Source organism: Bifidobacterium saguini DSM 23967 (assembly GCF_000741715.1).
GTDB lineage: Bacteria > Actinomycetota > Actinomycetes > Actinomycetales > Bifidobacteriaceae > Bifidobacterium > Bifidobacterium saguini.
The window spans coordinates 1-17,282 of sequence record NZ_JGZN01000001.1; the positions used below are offsets into that span (position 1 = coordinate 1).

Sequence of the window (17,282 nt, forward strand, 5' to 3'; positions counted from 1 at the left end):
AATGTCAACATCGACCAGATGACCGATGGTCAGGCGCTGTACGCGCGCTACAGCGTGAAAATCGACCGCAAGCAAGTCGCCGATAACGTTGGTACCGACCTCGTCAAAACAAGGTCAAGTACTACAGCGACGATTATGCGAAAAAGCAGACCACTGAACAGAGTATCTGGCTGAACAGCAAATGGTCCGTGAAAAAAGAACGGCAAGGCCAATACCGTCGACAAGACGGATGAGAACGGCAAGCCGGTACTTGGCAAGGACGGCAAGCCGGTGCAGGTCACCGTGGTCAACTGGACGATCACCGTCAACGCCGGCACAGACGCCGAAGTGCCCAACGCGACAACGATCAAGGATTCGCTCGGCAGCAACCTCAAGGCCCCGACCGGTGACGTGAAGGTCGTCTACTACGACGACAACTGGCAGCCGCACGAGACCACATTGAAATGGGACGATCTGGTCAGCGGCAAGGCTACGTTGCCGAGCAACGGTACGCATCCATACCAGCAGTACAAAATCACGTATTCCACTGAAGTCGAGAAGGTGCCCGAGAGCGGCAGCGGCGATAAAGTCACCGTCAAGAACGATGTGACCGTAACGCCCGGCGACGGCAAGGGCAATGCACTGCCCGGCACCGGCACGGTGACGATCGGCAAGGACGCCGTGGATTTGGACAAGAAGTACACCGGTAAGGCAAACGAAGACAAGACGTTGCAATGGCTGACCACATTCAAGGCCAAGGATGATCTGCCGGCCGGCAAGGTGCTGACCGATACCGTCGACGATGACGGCGCGGACCACGAGGACGGATACGTCAAGCCTGACTGGCAGGTGCTCGACCCGGACGCGAGCACTATCAAGATCTACACCGATAGCAAGCTGACCAAGGAGTACGACGGCAGCGTCACCAAGAAGGTCGCTGCCGACCGCAAGTCCTTCACGATCACCTTCAATGGCGAGATCAAGAAAGACACCAAGCTGTACATCTCGTACACGTCCACTGTGCTTCCCGGCGCACCCACCGGCACCACGTTCTACAACACGGCCCGCTTCGTGAAGAAGGAGGCCACGGATAGTCATACGCCGGTGGCCGACAACATGGACAAGTCCAACTTGTCGAACCAGAACGACGGCAATGGTACGCCGATGAGCCGGAACACCATGCGCTGGCAGCTCAAGGTGCATGACATTCCGGATACCGCACAGTCCGTGGTCATCACCGATACGTTGACCCATGGGGAGAAGGCCCCCGACAACAACTGGCAGTACTACGGCGACCACAGCTATATCCCCGGTTCGATGGTGGCCAAGGACTCCAAGGGCAACACGTACGATGGCGTGACCGTCACCGACAACGGCGACCACACGTTGACGTTTGTCATCGCCAAAGGAAGCAAGGCGTTCGAGAAGGCGCAAAGCGGTGAGCTGCTCATCCAGTACGACACCACGTTCACCGACATCACCGGTGCGCTGGCCCAGAAGCTGCAGTACAAGAACGAAGCCACCATCCATATCGACGGCGAAGCGCAGGGGCCGGATTATTCGGACATCTGGGCCCAGCCCGGCAATCTGGTCTCCAAGAAGGGCACATACGACAAGAAGACCGCGCCGAACATCAACTACACAGTGAACGTGAACCCGGGCGGCTCGACCCTGAACAAAGGAAAGTCGCTGACACTCACCGATACACTCGGTGAGGCACTCACCCTGCGTATGGACAGTGTGGTCATCGCCGACACGAACAGCAAGGCCGAAGTGGCCGGCGCGACATACGCGTACGATCCGAGCACTCGGACGATCACGTTCACCGTGCCCGATTCGCGCGCGATCACAATCACCTACAAGGCCACCGTGCAGCTCAAACCGGGGCAGGAGTTCGGCGATCTCGGCAACAACACGATCGTGTTGAAGGGCTACGAGAACAACAGCGGCACGTCCAGCACCACGCAGACCGGCAAGGTTCAAGAGGCGCAGGGCGGCATCAGCTCCAACCTGTACTCGCTACAGATCTACAAGTACGCCGATGGCGACGCCACCAAGCCGCTCAACGGCGCGAAGTTCAAGGTCGAGAAACTCACCGTGGCCATGGACGCCTCCAGCAACGACTGGACCTCGACCAAGGCCGAGATCGTGGATAACGGCCTGCAATCCGGCACCACCGGCTACACCTCGACCGCGGTCGGTCTGAATGCGGACACCATCTACCGCGTGACCGAAACGCAGAGGCCTGACGGATACGATGCGGCACCTCCGGCCACACTGTACGTCGTATTCCCGGGCGGTCAGCCCAGTGGTCATGAAGCCGCGTTCTATCAAGGCAAAACCGTGAACGGTACGCCGCTGACCATCGCCGCCGCACGCGATGTGACACTGCAGAACTACCTGTGGTCGGTGAGCAACGCCAGCGCCAAGAAGGGCTCGTTCAAACTCGACAAGAAGGACGAACAGGGCAACTGGCTGGCCGGCGCCACGTTCACGCTGACCAAGAACGGTGACGCCTCGTTCGTCAGCCAGACGCAGACGACTGCCGACGGCCAATCGATCGAGTTCACGGATCTTACTCCCGGCTCCTACACGCTCACCGAAACCACGGCTCCGGACGGTTACCAGACGGTCGATCCGATCGCCGTCACCGTGACCAATTCCGGTACGGTGCTCGTCAACGGCAAGCCGTTCTCGTCGGCCGACGGCAAACATCTGACCGTCACCGACCATTCGGATGTCACGTCGATCCGCGCTCGCAAGGTGTGGAACGACGATAATAACCGTGACGGCAAACGTCAGCCGGCCGTGTTCCAGCTGCAGAAGTCCGTGGGCGGCGGTCCGTGGACGTCTGTTGCCGGTCAGGACAAGGTGATCAACGAAAGTACGCCGGCCGTGCAAGCTGTGGTCGAATGGACTGATCTGCCGGTGCGTGAGGGAGGCAGGACCGTCACGTACAGGGTCACCGAGAAGGAGCAGGCCGACTATACGACCACCGCCGATCCGGTAACCGAAGCGGACGGCGTGACGACTACCACGTTCACCAACACGCACACGCCGGAAACCGTCTCCGTGCCCGTCACCAAGGTGTGGAACGACGCCAACAACCAGGACGGTCTACGACCAACCAAAATCACTGTGCAGCTTTATGCCAACGGTGTCGCCACCGGCAAGACGCTGGAAATCACGGCCGACGGCAGCTGGAAGGGCACGTTCACCGACCTGCCGAAGTACGAGAACGGCACGCCCATCACGTACACTGTGCAGGAAGTCAACCCGACCAAGGGCTACACGGCGACGACCAGCGGCACCGCAACCGACGCGGACGGCATCACCATCACCAACACGCACTATCCGACCGATACGAAGATTCGCGTCTCCAAGCGCGACCTCGGCGGCAAGGAGATCAAGGGCGCGGAGATGGAAATCGACGGCACGGATGAAGACGGCAATAAGTTCACCGAAAAGTGGACCAGCGAGGCTGGGCAGTCGCGTGAAGTCGAGCTGAAGCCTGGCACGTACACGCTCACCGAGCTGAAGGCGCCGACCGGCTACCGTGTGGCCGACCCGATCACGTTCAAAGTCGTGCGTAATGCCGACCAGTCGCTGTCCGTACAGGACGTGAACGGCAATGCTCTGGACGGCAACGTCATCGTGATGACCGATATCTATAAGACCACCGACGTGAAGATCTCCAAGGTGAGCCTGACCGGCGGCGTGGGCGAGATCGCCGGCGCGAAGCTCACCGTCACCGGCACCACGCTGGCCGGCGAGGCCATCAAGCCGATCCCGTGGACCTCCGCCGGCAAGCCGCGCGAGATCACGCTCGTCCCCGGCACGTACACGCTGCACGAGGCCGAGGCGCCGTCCGGCTACCAGCCGGCGCGCGACATCACCTTCACCGTGAACCTTGACGGCACGGTGAAGGTCGGCAAGGACACCGCCCAAAACAACACCGTCACCATGACCGACGAGCTCAACACCACCAACGTGACCGTCTCCAAGACGGCCGTGGCCGGCGTGGCCGAACTTGCCGGTGCCGATTTCAAGCTGACCGGCACCACGTTCGAGGGTGACGCGGCACCGTTCGACACCGACGCATTCACGAAGCTCGCCGGCGTGACGGTTGCCGACAACGGCGCAGCGCTCACATGGACCTCCTCCTCGGACGGCCCGAAGACGTTCCAGCTGCCCAACGGCACGTACCAGCTCACCGAAACCAAGGCCCCGGAAGGCTACGATGTGGCCGCCAAGCCGATCACGTTCACCGTGGAGAACGGCAAGGTCGTGGTCGATGAGGTGGTCAGCGGCGGCAATGTGGTCCGCGTTGAGGATGCGGTCAAGTCGTATACGGCCGTGTCCGTCACCAAGCGCTGGGAGGACGGTGGCAACACTGCACTGCGTGAAGACGTGACCGTAACGGCTGTGCTGTACAAGAACGGCAAGAAGATGGAAGGCGCTGACTACAGCGTCGAGCTGAATAAGGACAACGGTTGGACTCACGACTGGACCGGTCTGGACGCCAAGGACAGCAAGGGCAACGAGATCACATACACCGTGGACGAGGTACTGTCCGGCGACAACAAGGACGAATACCACGCCTCGATCGTCAAGACGCCGAACGCCAACGGCTACGACGTGGTGATGTACAACATCCATCAGCCCGATGCGCGCAACATCGACCTGACCAAGACTTGGGATGACAACAACAACCAGGACGGCAAGCGTCCTGAGGCGATTCAGGTGACCGTGACCGGCACCAGCAAGCACCCGAAGGACGGCAGTACGACCGAGCTGGAGGAGTACTCCGAGACCATGATCGTCACCACGCTCAAGGTTCCGAACAACGCCGAGGGCAACACGTGGAAGTGGACGTTGGAGAACCTGCCGAAGAAGAACGCGTACGGCTACGAGTACACGTACTCCGTCAGGGAGACGCCGGTGGCCTACTACAACGACTTCGATAAGTCTGGTGTGTGCTCGGTGGCTGATCCGAAGGATGACCAGTGCAACGTCACCTTTACGGAGACGCCGGCCGACGCCGACAAGGGCACGAACGAGCAGTTCTCCATCACCAACAAGCACACACCCGAAACCACGTCCGTGACCGTGAACAAGGTGTGGGACGATGCCCAGAACTTCAACGGGCAGCGGCCCAAGCAGGTGACAGTCTGGCTGCTGACCAGCCTGTGGGACCAGTCCAACGGCTGGCCTGAGCCTCAAGGCGATGAGTGCACCGGTGACTTAGTCGGCGTGAGCTGCGCCGTGCTGACTGCTCCCGACAAGGCGCAGACTGCCGACACCGACGCGGACCAAGCCGACGCAACCAAGGCGGCGGCCGGTGAGACGTGGACATACACGTTCAAGAACCTGCCGAAGTATCGCAACGGCAAGCTGCTGCGCTACTCCGTCACCGAAGAAGCCGTGGACGACTACACCGCGACGTTCCCGACGACATCGGCTCCCTCCGAGGGCGGCAGCACAGCCACCGGTGAACCAGACGCGTACTCCTTCACGCTGAGCAACCGCAACGTGCCGGACAAGACCGACCTCAACGTGCGCAAGGCCTGGAATGACAGCAACAACGCGAACAGAAAGCGCCCCGAGTCCATCTGGGTGCAGCTCTACGAGAAGAACGTCAGCACCACACCCGCCGCGTTCGCCGACGTTACGACCGCGCCACAGTTCGACAACACCAATACCGATGGCCTGACCGCCGTCGGCGACCCGGTCGAGCTGAACGAGGGTAACAATTGGGCGTACACGTTCACCGGGATCAGCAAGCACAAGCAGTACGAGGTGCGTGAAGTCGCCAAGAACGGCGATGGCAAGTACGTGCCGGTGTCTTCGATTGACGGATACCGACCGCCGATCATCACCGGCGATCAGACTCAGGGCTATGTCATCACCAACACCACCGTGCCAACCCTGCCGCAAGCCGGTGGTGAAGGCCTGACCCGCATCCTGCTGATCGGCATGACGTTCATCGCACTGTCCGGAGTGTTCTTCGGACGCAAGACGCTCGCCGCCGCAGGCAAGCGCGACAAGAAGGGAGATCTCCGATGACTCGGAATACCGCATTGCGCGGTTTGACCGCCTCCCGGTCTGCTGAGAAGCCGGCCCACCTGAACAGGCGAGGCAAGGCGATGATGGCCCGATCCTTGCGCAAGAGGGCATCGAAGCTGTTCGCAGTGGTGCTGGGAGCGGCCATGACATTCGGCGGTGCGGCCGCGACAACCGCTGCCGTCGCCGATGAGATCGACGCGAACATTACGCAGTCGGCTGCGGATAAGAAGACCATCGACCCAACCAAGGCACAATCCGACGTGACGATGATCGCATTCCAGCAGTCGTGGAACACCATTGCCAAGGAATGCAAGTCCACGTACGGGCCGGAAGGTGTCGGCTACGTGCAGATCTCCCCGCCCGAGGAATCTGTGCAAGGCACCCAGTGGTGGACGGTCTACCAGCCGATCAGTTACTCGCTCAACTCGCGCTTCGGCACCGAAGACGAGCTGAAGAACATGATCGCCGAGTGCAACAGCGTAGGCGTGCAGATCATCGCCGACGTGGTGCTCAACCACACCTCTGGTCATGATGTCTCGTGGGTGGACGACCAGTACGGCGTTGCCGGCACCGCCTACAACGGCACGTACGGCCGTTACCCGGGCATCGGCATCTACCAGTACGAGGAAAGCGGCAACAACCATCAGTACGGACTGGCCTCGGGCGACTTCCACTCTTGCCGCACCAACATCGCCGACTACACCAATGCCGACGAGGTGCAGGACTGCCGACTGTCGACCATGTGGGACATCAACACCGGTTCCAGCCGTGTACAGAACATTCAGGCCGAGTACCTCGCCAAATTGTGGAACCTCGGCGTGCGCGGCTTCCGTATCGATTCCGCGAAGCATATCGACACGCTCGACCTGAAGGCCATCAAGGCCAAGCTCGCCCAGAAGATTGGCATGAAGGCAGCTGATATCCCGTTCCAGCAGGAAGTCATCTACCATCAGGGAGAATCAGAGCTGCTCGCGCCGAAGAACTACACAGCCAACGGCGACGTCACCGAGTTCTCCTACTCGTACCAGCTGCGGCAGTACTTCAACGGCAATATCGCCAACCTGAAGAACATCAGCAACGGACTGTTGCCGAGCGACAAGGCCACCGTGTTCGTAACCAACTGGGATACCGCACGCGGCTCCGAAACACTGACGATCGATTCAGGCTCGCGCTACGAGCTCGCGAACGCGTTCATGCTTGCCTACGATTATGGCAAGCCGAAGCTCATCTCCGACTACTACTTCACTGACGCCAACTCTGACGCCGGCCCGAACGGCACCACGGACACGCATGTGACCGATGTGGACTTTGACGAGGCGTGCAAGACGAGTGGCACCCGCGAGCAGGGCCAGTGGCTGTGTGAACAACGCTGGGCTTCCGTGCGCGGCATGATCGGTTTCCATAACGCCGTGGCCGGTACCACGGTGGGCAATTGGCAGAACAACGGCGCTGGCAACATCGGCTTCGCTCGTCAGGACGCCAATGGCAAGGACCAAGGCTTCATCGCCATCAACAACACACTGCAGGAGCATCAGGAAACGTACCAGACGAACCTGCCTGATGGCGATTACTGCGACGTGTATACGTCCGGCAAAACCTGCAACAAAGTGACCGTGAAGGACGGCAAGCTGTCCGTGACGATTGACAAGCGATCCGCTGTTGCCATTTATGCGGCCGCTGACAAGCCTGATAACTGGGTCGGCTACGAGACCGCGGCCACCGGTTACGACGATCAGGTCAACACCGACCGCATCGGCGACGGCTCGGCCACGATCTACTACAAGCCTCGCACCGGCTGGGGTGACGACGTATACATTCAGTACGCGATTGGCGACACGTTGCTCAACGGCAAGCCTGTGAAGATGGAGAAGGTCTCCGGCGACGGTGCAGACTGCGATGCGGCTGCCGGTTGGTACAAGACCACCATCCCCGATGCCACGGCGAAGCGCCTCAAGTACCGGTTCACCAATGACCCGAACGGGGCTAACGGTGCACTGTGGGATTACCATGACGGCTATTCGGATGCCGGCGGCTCCAAGCTGTACGAGAATGCGGTCGGTACGGCCATCACCGCGGTCGAGGACCACGATGAGACAATCGGCGTGCCGTTCGTGTGCGTCGCCTCGGCCAAGACCACGTTCACTGTGCACTTCAAGGCGGCCACCGACGCACAGAAGAAGGCGACCGGCGTGGTCGTCTGGGGTACGGACGTGAATGGCAACGCGCTGGGCAAGACGTACCATGCGTTCGACAAGACCTCCGATTCGTACGGCAAGCGCATTACCACAACGCTGGGCGGCGACTTCACCACGGTGAACTATCGCATCGTCGCCGCTGAGGACGGATCGGTGGATGCTGACGCAGTCGCCGGCACAAACGACTCGTACGCGGCTTCCGTAATCGACAAGCAGGAAGGCAGCGTGGTAGCCAAGGTGCGCGGCTCCATCGAAGCATGGGCGGACGGCTCCGACGGCGAGTCGTACGACTCGTCCGAGGAATCGCGCAACCCGGCCTCCGTGCCCACGCCGAACGACGTGAAGAATCCGAAGCAGCTCAACGTGATCGTGCACTACATGCGCGCCGACGGCAACTACCAGGAGTACGACCTCGACACCGACGCCTGGAAGGGCTGGGATCTGTGGATGTGGTCGGGTGAGCAGTCCGGCTCCCCGGTCTCGTTCACCGAGCATGACGACTATGGCATGATCGCGCGCTACACGCTCAACCAGCCGACCAAGGGCAACCGCACTCCTGAATTCGTCCTGCGTCAGGGTGGCGATTCGTGGATGAGCAAGGATCCGGACGGCAACGACCGACTGATTCCCGAGTCCGCGATTCAGGTCGCGGCTGGCCAGAACGAGACCGGAACGGCCGAGATCTGGCTGGTGAGCGGCGATCCGACGATCTACACGTACCGTCCGTCGGTGCTCGGCGTGACGTTCGAGACCGGCTTCGATTGGAACGTCAGCCCGCAAGCCGTGGTCTACGGTGGCACGGTCCGTCCGATTGCCGACAATCAGGTGCCGAAGCGCGAGGGCTACATTCTCACCGGCTGGGCCACCGATGCGGACGGCAAGGAACCGTTCACGATAGGCGAGGGCGGCACTCCGGTGACCGAGCGCCTCAAGCTGTACGCCCAGTATGAGAAGGCGAACGTGGTCAAGTTCGATACCGGTATCGACTGGAACGTCTCGTCGCAGACCGTGAGGGCCGGCGGAACCGTGGCTCCAATCGCCGCTAACCAGGTGCCTCGCCGCGACGGTTACGACCTGCTCGGCTGGAGCACAACCAAGGGCAGCATGGTGGCCGACTTCAAGTTCGACGACGGTAACGGCGGCGGTACCCAGATAACCGGCGACACCACGCTGTACGCGGTATGGCAGATCAAGCAGTACCAAGTGACATTCGTAACCGGTGACGGCGGTCCGGACGTTGCTTCGCAGACCGTCGACCACGGCGGCACGGTCGCACGACCGGCTGACCCGACGATGACGGGCAAGACGTTCGTCGGTTGGACAACGGATGCGGACGGCAAGACACCGTACATGTTCGGCTCGGCGGTGACCGGTGACCTGACGCTGTACGCCAAGTGGGATGACGAGCCAGCTGCGAAGTACTACCTGGTGACGTTCCACCGCAACGACGGCACAACCGGGGCCGACGAGGCCACGTCGATGTACTTCAAGTCCGGTGAAGAGCTGACCGCGCCTACGCTGACCCGCGACGGATACCGACTGACTGGCTGGTACACGGCTGCGGCCGGCGGTGAGAAGTATGACTTCACTGCCGGTGTGACCGGTGACCTGACCCTGTACGCACAGTGGGTGAAGGTCTGGAAGGTTGCGTTCAACCTCAACTATGAGGATGCTCCGGCGGACGGCGAGGACGGTTCGGTGCCCACGCAGACGGTGGACGATGGCGCGAACGCCTACGCCACGAAGCCTTCGCCTGCCCCGACCCGCGAAGGGTACACGTTCGATGGTTGGTATACGGATGCCGACTTGACCACGAAGTTCGTGTTTAAGGACGGTACAGCTGGCGCGGCTGAGCAGCCCACGCTGGTGAGGGCTGACATCACCCTCTATGCCAAGTGGGTGAAGGAAGGCAAGAAGCGGACAATCACGTTCAATGCCAACAGTGGCGCGTTGGGTGAAGGCATGCCTAGCACGCAGCAGGTTCCGGACGGTGAGTATCTGACCAAGCCGAAGAAGAACCCGACCCGCAAGGGCTACACTTTCCAAGGCTGGACCACCGTGAAGAACGACGCCTTCGCCTCGAACAAGAACGGTACGTTCTCGGGCGGCAGTGCCTTCGGCTTCGACGCCGACGGCAAGAGTCTCATCCCGATCGACCGCGACGGTACCCTCTATGCTCTCTGGTCCAAGAACTGACCGGATGGCTGAATAACGGCAGCGGGCCGGCACTGTGAAGCCCCCCCTATCAAGGGCTTTTACAGTGCCGGCCCGCTGCCGTTAATTGTTGTGTTATAAAGCCTTATTACGCAGCCTCGCCGGCCTTACGGCGGGCGTTGGCCACAGCGTACAGGCTGATGCCCGCAGCCACCGAAGCGTTCAACGACTCAACGGTCGAGCTGATCGGAATGCCGGCGATGGCATCGCAAGCCTCACGTACCAGACGGCTCAGGCCGCTGCCTTCCGAACCCAGCACTACCACGAGCGGATCGGTTTCAAAGCCGGTTTCGCCGACGAGCTTATCGCCGCCGCCGTCAAGACCCACTACGTAGTAGCCGCGTTCCTTCAGGCCTTCAATCGCCTTGGTCAGGTTCACCACGCGAGCCACCGGCATATGCGCGGCGGCACCAGCGGACACCTTCCAAGCCGCGGCGTTCACCGAAGCGGAACGGCGTTCGGGCAGAATCACGCCATTGGCGCCGAATGCGGCAGCCGAACGGATTACGGCACCGAGGTTCTGCGGATCGGTCACACCATCCAGAGCAATGAACAGCGGGCGTGCGGCGATGCGAGCGGTTGCAGAATTCGCGGCCTCCATAGCCTTCGCCTTCTTCTCGGCGCGCTCCACCAACTCATGCAGCGAGGAGTACTGGTACGGCTCCACCTTGAGAATCACACCCTGATGGTTGCCGGAGCGGGCGATGCGATCCATCTCCAAGCGGTCGGCTTCCATCATGTGCAGGCCGTTCGCGCCGGCGATCTTCACGATTTCGCGGGTGCGATCGTCATGCTCGATGCGAGACAAGATGTACAGCGTGGAGGAAGGCACACCTACGCGCAGCGCCTCCAGCACGGAATTGCGGCCGAACACCAGATCGGACGTATCCGCGGATGCGAACTTGTCCACGCGGCGGCGGGCAGCCAGTCGCGGATCGGAGCGTAGACGGCGCTCGGCAGCCTTCTTGGCCTTGTATGCCTTGTGATAGACGCGGTCCTCGGCCTTCGGAGTGGGGCCGTATCCCTTCAACTTATTACGATGTTTTCCACCCGACCCCTTGGTCGGTCCCTTTTTGATAGCCATAGGTGCCATTGTCCCAGCACCCCGCGCCAAATGCTGGACATGGTGCCCGCCGCGCCCTACCGCGCTCGCGAGTACAGTATTACCAGTGAAACGGCAACGCGAAATCTTCGGACTCTCCCCGCTGTATTGGGGACTGTGGCTGGCCATCCTGATTCTGTGGATGGGCCGCTTCGTCACATCCTTCCTCTCCATCTATTTGGTCTCCGCGCTGCATATCAATGAGGGCGTGGTGGGCGCGGTCGTCTCCATGTATGGTTTCGGCTCCATCATCGGCTGCCTGTTCGGCGGCACGTTATCCGACCGCTTCGGCCGTCAATCAATGATTATCATCGGCGAAATCGGTGCAGCTGCGGCCCTGCTTGTGGTATCCATACTGATTCATCCCATCCCACTCGGCATAGCGCTTTTCATCTATGGCGCATTCGCCTCGCTGCCCAGCCCGGCCATCGCCGCATATATTGCCGACGTAGTGCCGGTCCAGCGCCAGCAGCGCGCCTATGTGCTGCAATCCTGGGCTATCAACTTTGGTTATGCGACCGGTCCGATAGTGGCAAACCAGCTGGTCAAGGTCTCATATTCGCTGATGTTCTACGTTGAGGCTGCAGTGATGCTCGCAGTTACCGGTTTGCTCATGGTGTTCTTCCGCGAAGTCAAACATTTGGGAATTACTGCTCCTGGGCCGAATGTGCAGATGACTGCGGCAGTAGCCGGCAGTGACAATAACGAACATGGCAGTCAAGTACAGGTCAATGCGTCATCGGCTGGAGCTGCTACTCCCTCCATGCGAGATAGCTGGCGCCGCGTACTTACTGACCTACCGTTCCTCGGCTTTTCCGTACTCATGTTCGGCTACTTCCTCGTTTACTTCCAGAGCACATCCGGCTTGCCCATCGCCATGACTAACCTTGGCCTAGGCCTCGGTGATTATTCGGTGCTGCTTACCATCAACGGTTTCATGCTGTGCGCACTGCAGATTCCAGCGATGAAGCTCTTTGCGCGCATGGGCAATTCGCGCGTGCTCGTCGCCGGCCTCGCGGTAACCGTCATCGGCTACGCAGTGCAGATTGTGGCCGATTCCTGGGCCGGCTTCGCGCTCGCCGTAGTGCTGTGGACACTGGGCGAGCTGGGAACCTTCCCGATTGCTACTACCACGGTTGCCGCAATGGCCCCAGCCTCCGCGCGCGGCACGTATCAGGGCGTCTATAACGTGCTGTGGTCGCTTTCAATCGCTTTGGCGCCGATGGTCGGCGGTTGGGTGATCAGCGACTTCGGTGGGCGCGTGCTGTGGATCTCCTGCACCATCGTGTTGATTGCGGTGACTATCGGCCTGCGCGCGACCAAAGCCTCCCGCGACCGTGCGATGATGCGCAATGTGCACGAGCAGTTTGCAAATTAGACGTACATGTTCCCCTTTCTCGCTTACGAGGGTTGATTTTCGGTTTTCGGAACATCTATCTGCTTTACAAGGGGTTGGTGGAGGCTCATATATCCCGTATGCAAGCTCTCACCACACCGTCTTTCCGCCGTTTTTGAGATCTGTCTACTGAGTGAGGAACCCCTCGTAACGCAGATAGATCTCCGGCGTGGCCCGAATCAACCCCTTGTAAGCGAGATACCGCGAAAAGTTCCGTTGCGGGATTGGTTTTGTGACGATTGCAGACAAGACGGCCGCGCAGATCCTCGTGCGATGGGTTGTGGTGCAAGACGCATAATAGGGGCATGCAATATATTGAGCGCACAATCATCGGTGCCGATGGGAGCGAAGCGCGATTCATCGGGTATGTTGCGGATAACAGTCCGGAGATGGATCCGACCCGACAGCGTACTTCACTACTGATTCTGCCCGGTGGCGCCTATGCCATGACATCGGACCGCGAATCCGAGCCGGTGGCGTTGCGGTTTCTCGGTAAAGGGTTCAATGTATTTGTGTTGCGCTATTCGACCCGTCCCAGCCGCTATCCGGTCGCTCTGTTAGAGTCAGCTGAGGCGATGAGATTGATTCGCGAGCATGCGAACGAATGGCATGTGAATCCGCGTGCCATTGCTGTGCTCGGCTTTTCGGCTGGAGGCCATTTGGCTGCGAATCTCGCCACCTCGGCGGGTGACGCCACCATGCGCGCCCATGAATTCGATCCGGATGCGGTACGCCCCAATGCGCTGATGCTCGCTTACCCGGTGATTACGACCGGCGAATGCGCCCACCGCGGCAGTTTCCAATGCTTGCTTGGTTCGAATGCGCACAACCGCCAGTTGTTGGATGAGCTTGCCATCGAGCAGCATATCGATGCCAAGACCCCACCGGTGTTTGTCTGGCATACGATGACCGACACCACTGTGCCGGTGGAGAATGCGTTGATGCTCATCCAAGCTTGCCGCGCGGCTGGCGTGAGTGTGGAAGCGCATCTCTACCCGGAAGGCAGTCATGGCCTGTCCCTCGCCGATGAGGAGACGGCCGGTGCCGGCAAATACGCTCATGTGGTTGAATGCGTGCAATCCTGGCCCGACCTAGCCGAAGCTTGGCTGCGACGCCTGTTTTAGGCAAAACGCCATTACGCTGTGCGCCGACCCGTCCGCGCGGTTGTGGAATAATGGCAAGGTATGCATCGGCAGCAGTTGCGTCGGTGCCCACAACCGCGCAGTTCTGCGGTGATCAGGAGAGAAAACCTGGTAGAGACCGCGGGACTGACTACTCCGCGGCAATACCAAGGAGAACACTATGGTTGATCGCCAGAATGATCAATCCGTATCCGCGACCGCAACGAATGAGATCGTGGAATCAGAAGAAGTACGCGCCCAGGAAGCTTTGCTCGGTGACACTGACCCGAGCCTGACGAGCGCTGAGGATGTAGCCAAAGCCCTGAATGTCGATCCGAGCCAGGGCCTAAGTGATGAGGAAGCCAAGCGCCGATTGGCCAAATTCGGACCGAACGAACTCGCCGGCGCGCCGCCCGTGCCGAAATGGAAGAAATTCCTGGCCCAGTTCCAGGATCCGCTGGTCTACCTGCTGCTTGCAGCCACCGTGATTTCAGTCATCGCCTGGTTCATTGAAAAAGCCAACGCCGTGCCGGGTGCCGAAGGGGGAGAGGCGCTCCCGTTCGACGCACTGGTTATTGTTCTGATTCTGATTGTGAACGCTGTGCTTGGCTATATGCAGGAAGCCAAGGCCGAAGCCGCAGTCGAAGCACTCGCCCAAATGACCGCGCCGCAGACCTCGGTACTGCGCGGCGGCAAGGTGCAGCGCATCAACACCGCTGACGTGGTGCCCGGCGACATTATCGTCCTCGCTGAAGGCGATTCGGTCTCTGCCGATGGCCGCCTGGTCAACGCGGCCAGCCTGCGCATCGCAGAAGCGTCGCTGACCGGCGAATCCGTGCCGGTCGGCAAGAAGCCGGATACGCTCGCTGAGGCCAAGGCGCTCGGCGACCGCGCCAACATGATTTTCAACGGCACATCCGTGACTCAGGGCACCGGTCGCGCCATCGTGACCGGCACCGGCATGAACACACAGGTCGGCAAGATTGCAGACATGCTCTCCGCCACGGAAGACGAGAAAACCCCGCTGCAGAAGGAAATGGACTATGTCTCCAAGATCCTCGGCATTGCTGTGTGCATTATCGCCGTTGTGGTGCTGGTGGCGCTCGCCGTGCTCGAAGGATTCAACGACATTCACGATGTGATTGATTCCCTGTTGCTCGCCGTTTCCCTGGCTGTGGCCGCCGTGCCAGAAGGATTGGCCGCCATTTTGACCGTGGTGCTGGCGCTTGGCGTGCAACGTATGGCCGCCCACAATGCCATCGTCAAGAAACTGCACTCGGTGGAAACCCTCGGTTCCGCATCCGTGATTTGCTCCGATAAAACCGGCACCTTGACCCGCAACGAGATGACCGTGGAGCGCGTGGTAACTCCGAGCGGTGAAGTGCAGATCACCGGCACCGGCTACGCTCCCGAAGGCCGTATGGTGGTGACCGGCGGCATCAGCCTGATTCTGAGCAGGCCAAGACCGTGGCCGATGAAGTTGTATCCACGCTACTTGCCGGCACGTTGGCCAATGATGGCGAACTGCGTCAAGACGCCAATGGTCGCTGGGAAACCGTGGGCGACCCCACTGAAGTTTCGCTGATCGTGGCCGCACGCAAGGTTAAAGCCGATCACAAGGCACAGCGCTACACCCGCGTGGGTGAAATTCCGTTCACCTCCGAGCGCAAGCGTATGTCCATCATCGCCAAGGATGACACCGATTCCGGCAAGCTCACGGTTTTCGCCAAGGGCGCTCCGGACGTGCTACTGAGCTACTGCAGCCGAATCCGTGTGGGTGGTCAGGTCAGGAAGCTCACCGAAGGCGATCGTCAAATCATTCTCGCCACTGTGGAGCGTCTCTCCTCCGAGGCGTACCGCACGCTGGGCCAGGCAACTCGACCGCTCGAAACCAGTAGCCTCGCGGATGTGCCCGGTGTCACCGTTAATGCAGCTGGTCAGGTGGCGGATATCGCCGATCAGGCCGAGGCCATCGAAACCGATCTCATCTGGAACGGTATGGTCGGCATTATCGACCCGCCGCGCACTGAAGTGCGTGACTCCGTGGCCGAGGCACATCGTGCTGGCATTCGCACGGTGATGATTACCGGCGATCATCCGCTCACCGCAGCCCGCATCGCCTCCGACCTGGGCATCATCGCCAAAGACGGCAAGGCGTTGACTGGCGACCAGCTTGACCAGCTCGCCAGCGAAGCTGAACTCGACAACGCAACCGCTGAAGTCTCCGTCTACGCTCGCGTGGCTCCGGAGCATAAGCTCAAGATCGTTGAATCCTTGCAGCGTCAAGGCAACATCGTGGCCATGACCGGTGACGGTGTGAACGATGCTCCGGCAGTCAAATCTGCGGATATCGGTGTGGCTATGGGCATCACCGGTACCGAAGTCACCAAACAGAGCGCCAAGATGATTCTGGCGGACGACAACTTCTCCACTATCGTGGCCGCCGTGCGCGAAGGCCGCGTGATCTTCGACAACATCCGCAAGTTCCTGCGCTACCTGCTGAGCTCCAACGTGGGAGAAGTGTTTACAGTGTTCCTCGGTGTGGTGCTGGCCGGCTTCCTCGGCATCCGCCAGCCGGAAACCGTAGGCGTCACCGTGCCGCTGCTCGCCACGCAGTTGCTATGGATCAACCTGCTCACTGATGCTGCCCCGGCGCTCGCTATGGGTGTGGATCCGCAGACTGAAGATGTGATGGGCCGCAAGCCTCGTAAGATTACCGATCGTGTGATCGACGCTTCAATGTGGGGCGACATCATCTACATCGGCATCATCATGGCCATCGTGACGCTTATCGGCATGGATATGCACTTGGCAGGCGGCCTGTTCACCGACCGCTCGGTGGAGGCAATCGGCCACGAGGCACAGATGACTGAGGCTCGCACAATGGGCTTCACGATCTTGGTGTTCGCTCAGCTGTTCAACGCACTGGCTTCCCGCTCCCACTTGCAGTCCGCGTTCGTGGGACTGTTCTCCAACAAGTGGCTGTGGGGTGCCATCGGACTCTCGGTTGTGTTGCAGCTTGTGGTGATTTACGTGCCGTTCCTCAATTCCGCGTTCGGCACCACGCCGCTCGGCCCTCTGGCTTGGGTGGAGTGCATCGGCCTGGCAGCTATCGTGCTGATTGCCTCCGAACTGCGCAAGCTTGTGCTGCGTGCTATGGCAAAGAAGTAAAAGCGCACAGAGCAGCAATTGCAGCTGTGAATTGAAGC

Annotated in this window: 5 protein-coding genes and 1 pseudogene; 5 read left to right on the plus strand and 1 reads right to left on the minus strand. The window is 60.4% G+C overall.

Going from position 1 to position 17,282, the window contains the following annotated elements; all coding sequences use genetic code 11:
• The first annotated feature begins 270 nt into the window (after positions 1 to 270).
• Together BISA_RS00005 and BISA_RS12110 are read left to right on the plus strand one after the other, a co-directional pair.
• A complete protein-coding gene (locus BISA_RS00005; protein ID WP_033889465.1) occupies positions 271 to 6,045 on the plus strand; it encodes a Cna B-type domain-containing protein in 5,775 nt (1,924 codons plus the stop codon).
• Positions 6,042 to 10,436, plus strand: coding sequence for an InlB B-repeat-containing protein (locus BISA_RS12110; RefSeq protein ID WP_051917228.1), 4,395 nt, complete (start codon positions 6,042 to 6,044; stop codon positions 10,434 to 10,436). Before BISA_RS00005 ends, BISA_RS12110 begins: the two co-directional genes overlap by 4 nt.
• A gap of 106 nt (positions 10,437 to 10,542) precedes the next feature.
• Here BISA_RS12110 and rlmB read toward each other — a convergent pair whose 3' ends face one another.
• The gene (rlmB, locus tag BISA_RS00015; protein WP_033889466.1) at positions 10,543 to 11,538 is read right to left on the minus strand and encodes a 23S rRNA (guanosine(2251)-2'-O)-methyltransferase RlmB; all 996 of its coding nucleotides are present in this window, start codon (positions 11,536 to 11,538) and stop codon (positions 10,543 to 10,545) included.
• 85 nt (positions 11,539 to 11,623) lie between these two features.
• On the opposite strand from rlmB, the gene BISA_RS00020 reads away from it, so the two are divergent.
• The 3 genes and pseudogenes from BISA_RS00020 (at position 11,624) to BISA_RS11780 (ending at position 17,244) form a co-directional block, all read left to right on the plus strand.
• Positions 11,624 to 12,934 carry an MDR family MFS transporter gene (locus BISA_RS00020; protein ID WP_033889467.1) on the plus strand — a complete coding sequence of 437 codons (1,311 nt, stop codon included), beginning with the start codon at positions 11,624 to 11,626 and terminating at the stop codon, positions 12,932 to 12,934.
• Between the two features lie 323 nt (positions 12,935 to 13,257).
• On the plus strand, positions 13,258 to 14,076 hold the full coding sequence (locus BISA_RS00025; RefSeq protein WP_033889468.1) for an alpha/beta hydrolase: 819 nt from the start codon (positions 13,258 to 13,260) through the stop codon (positions 14,074 to 14,076).
• Between the two features lie 178 nt (positions 14,077 to 14,254).
• Positions 14,255 to 17,244 (plus strand): annotated as a pseudogene (locus BISA_RS11780) (cation-translocating P-type ATPase).
• Positions 17,245 to 17,282 lie beyond the last annotated feature (38 nt).

Bases quoted from the DNA above. Each gene is read 5' to 3' on its own strand.
- BISA_RS12110 (WP_051917228.1), top strand. From the start codon at position 6,042: ATGACTCGGAATACCGCATTGCGCGGTTTGACCGCCTCCCGGTCTGCT.
- rlmB (WP_033889466.1), bottom strand. From the start codon at position 11,538: ATGGCTATCAAAAAGGGACCGACCAAGGGGTCGGGTGGAAAACATCGT.
- BISA_RS00025 (WP_033889468.1), top strand. From the start codon at position 13,258: ATGCAATATATTGAGCGCACAATCATCGGTGCCGATGGGAGCGAAGCG.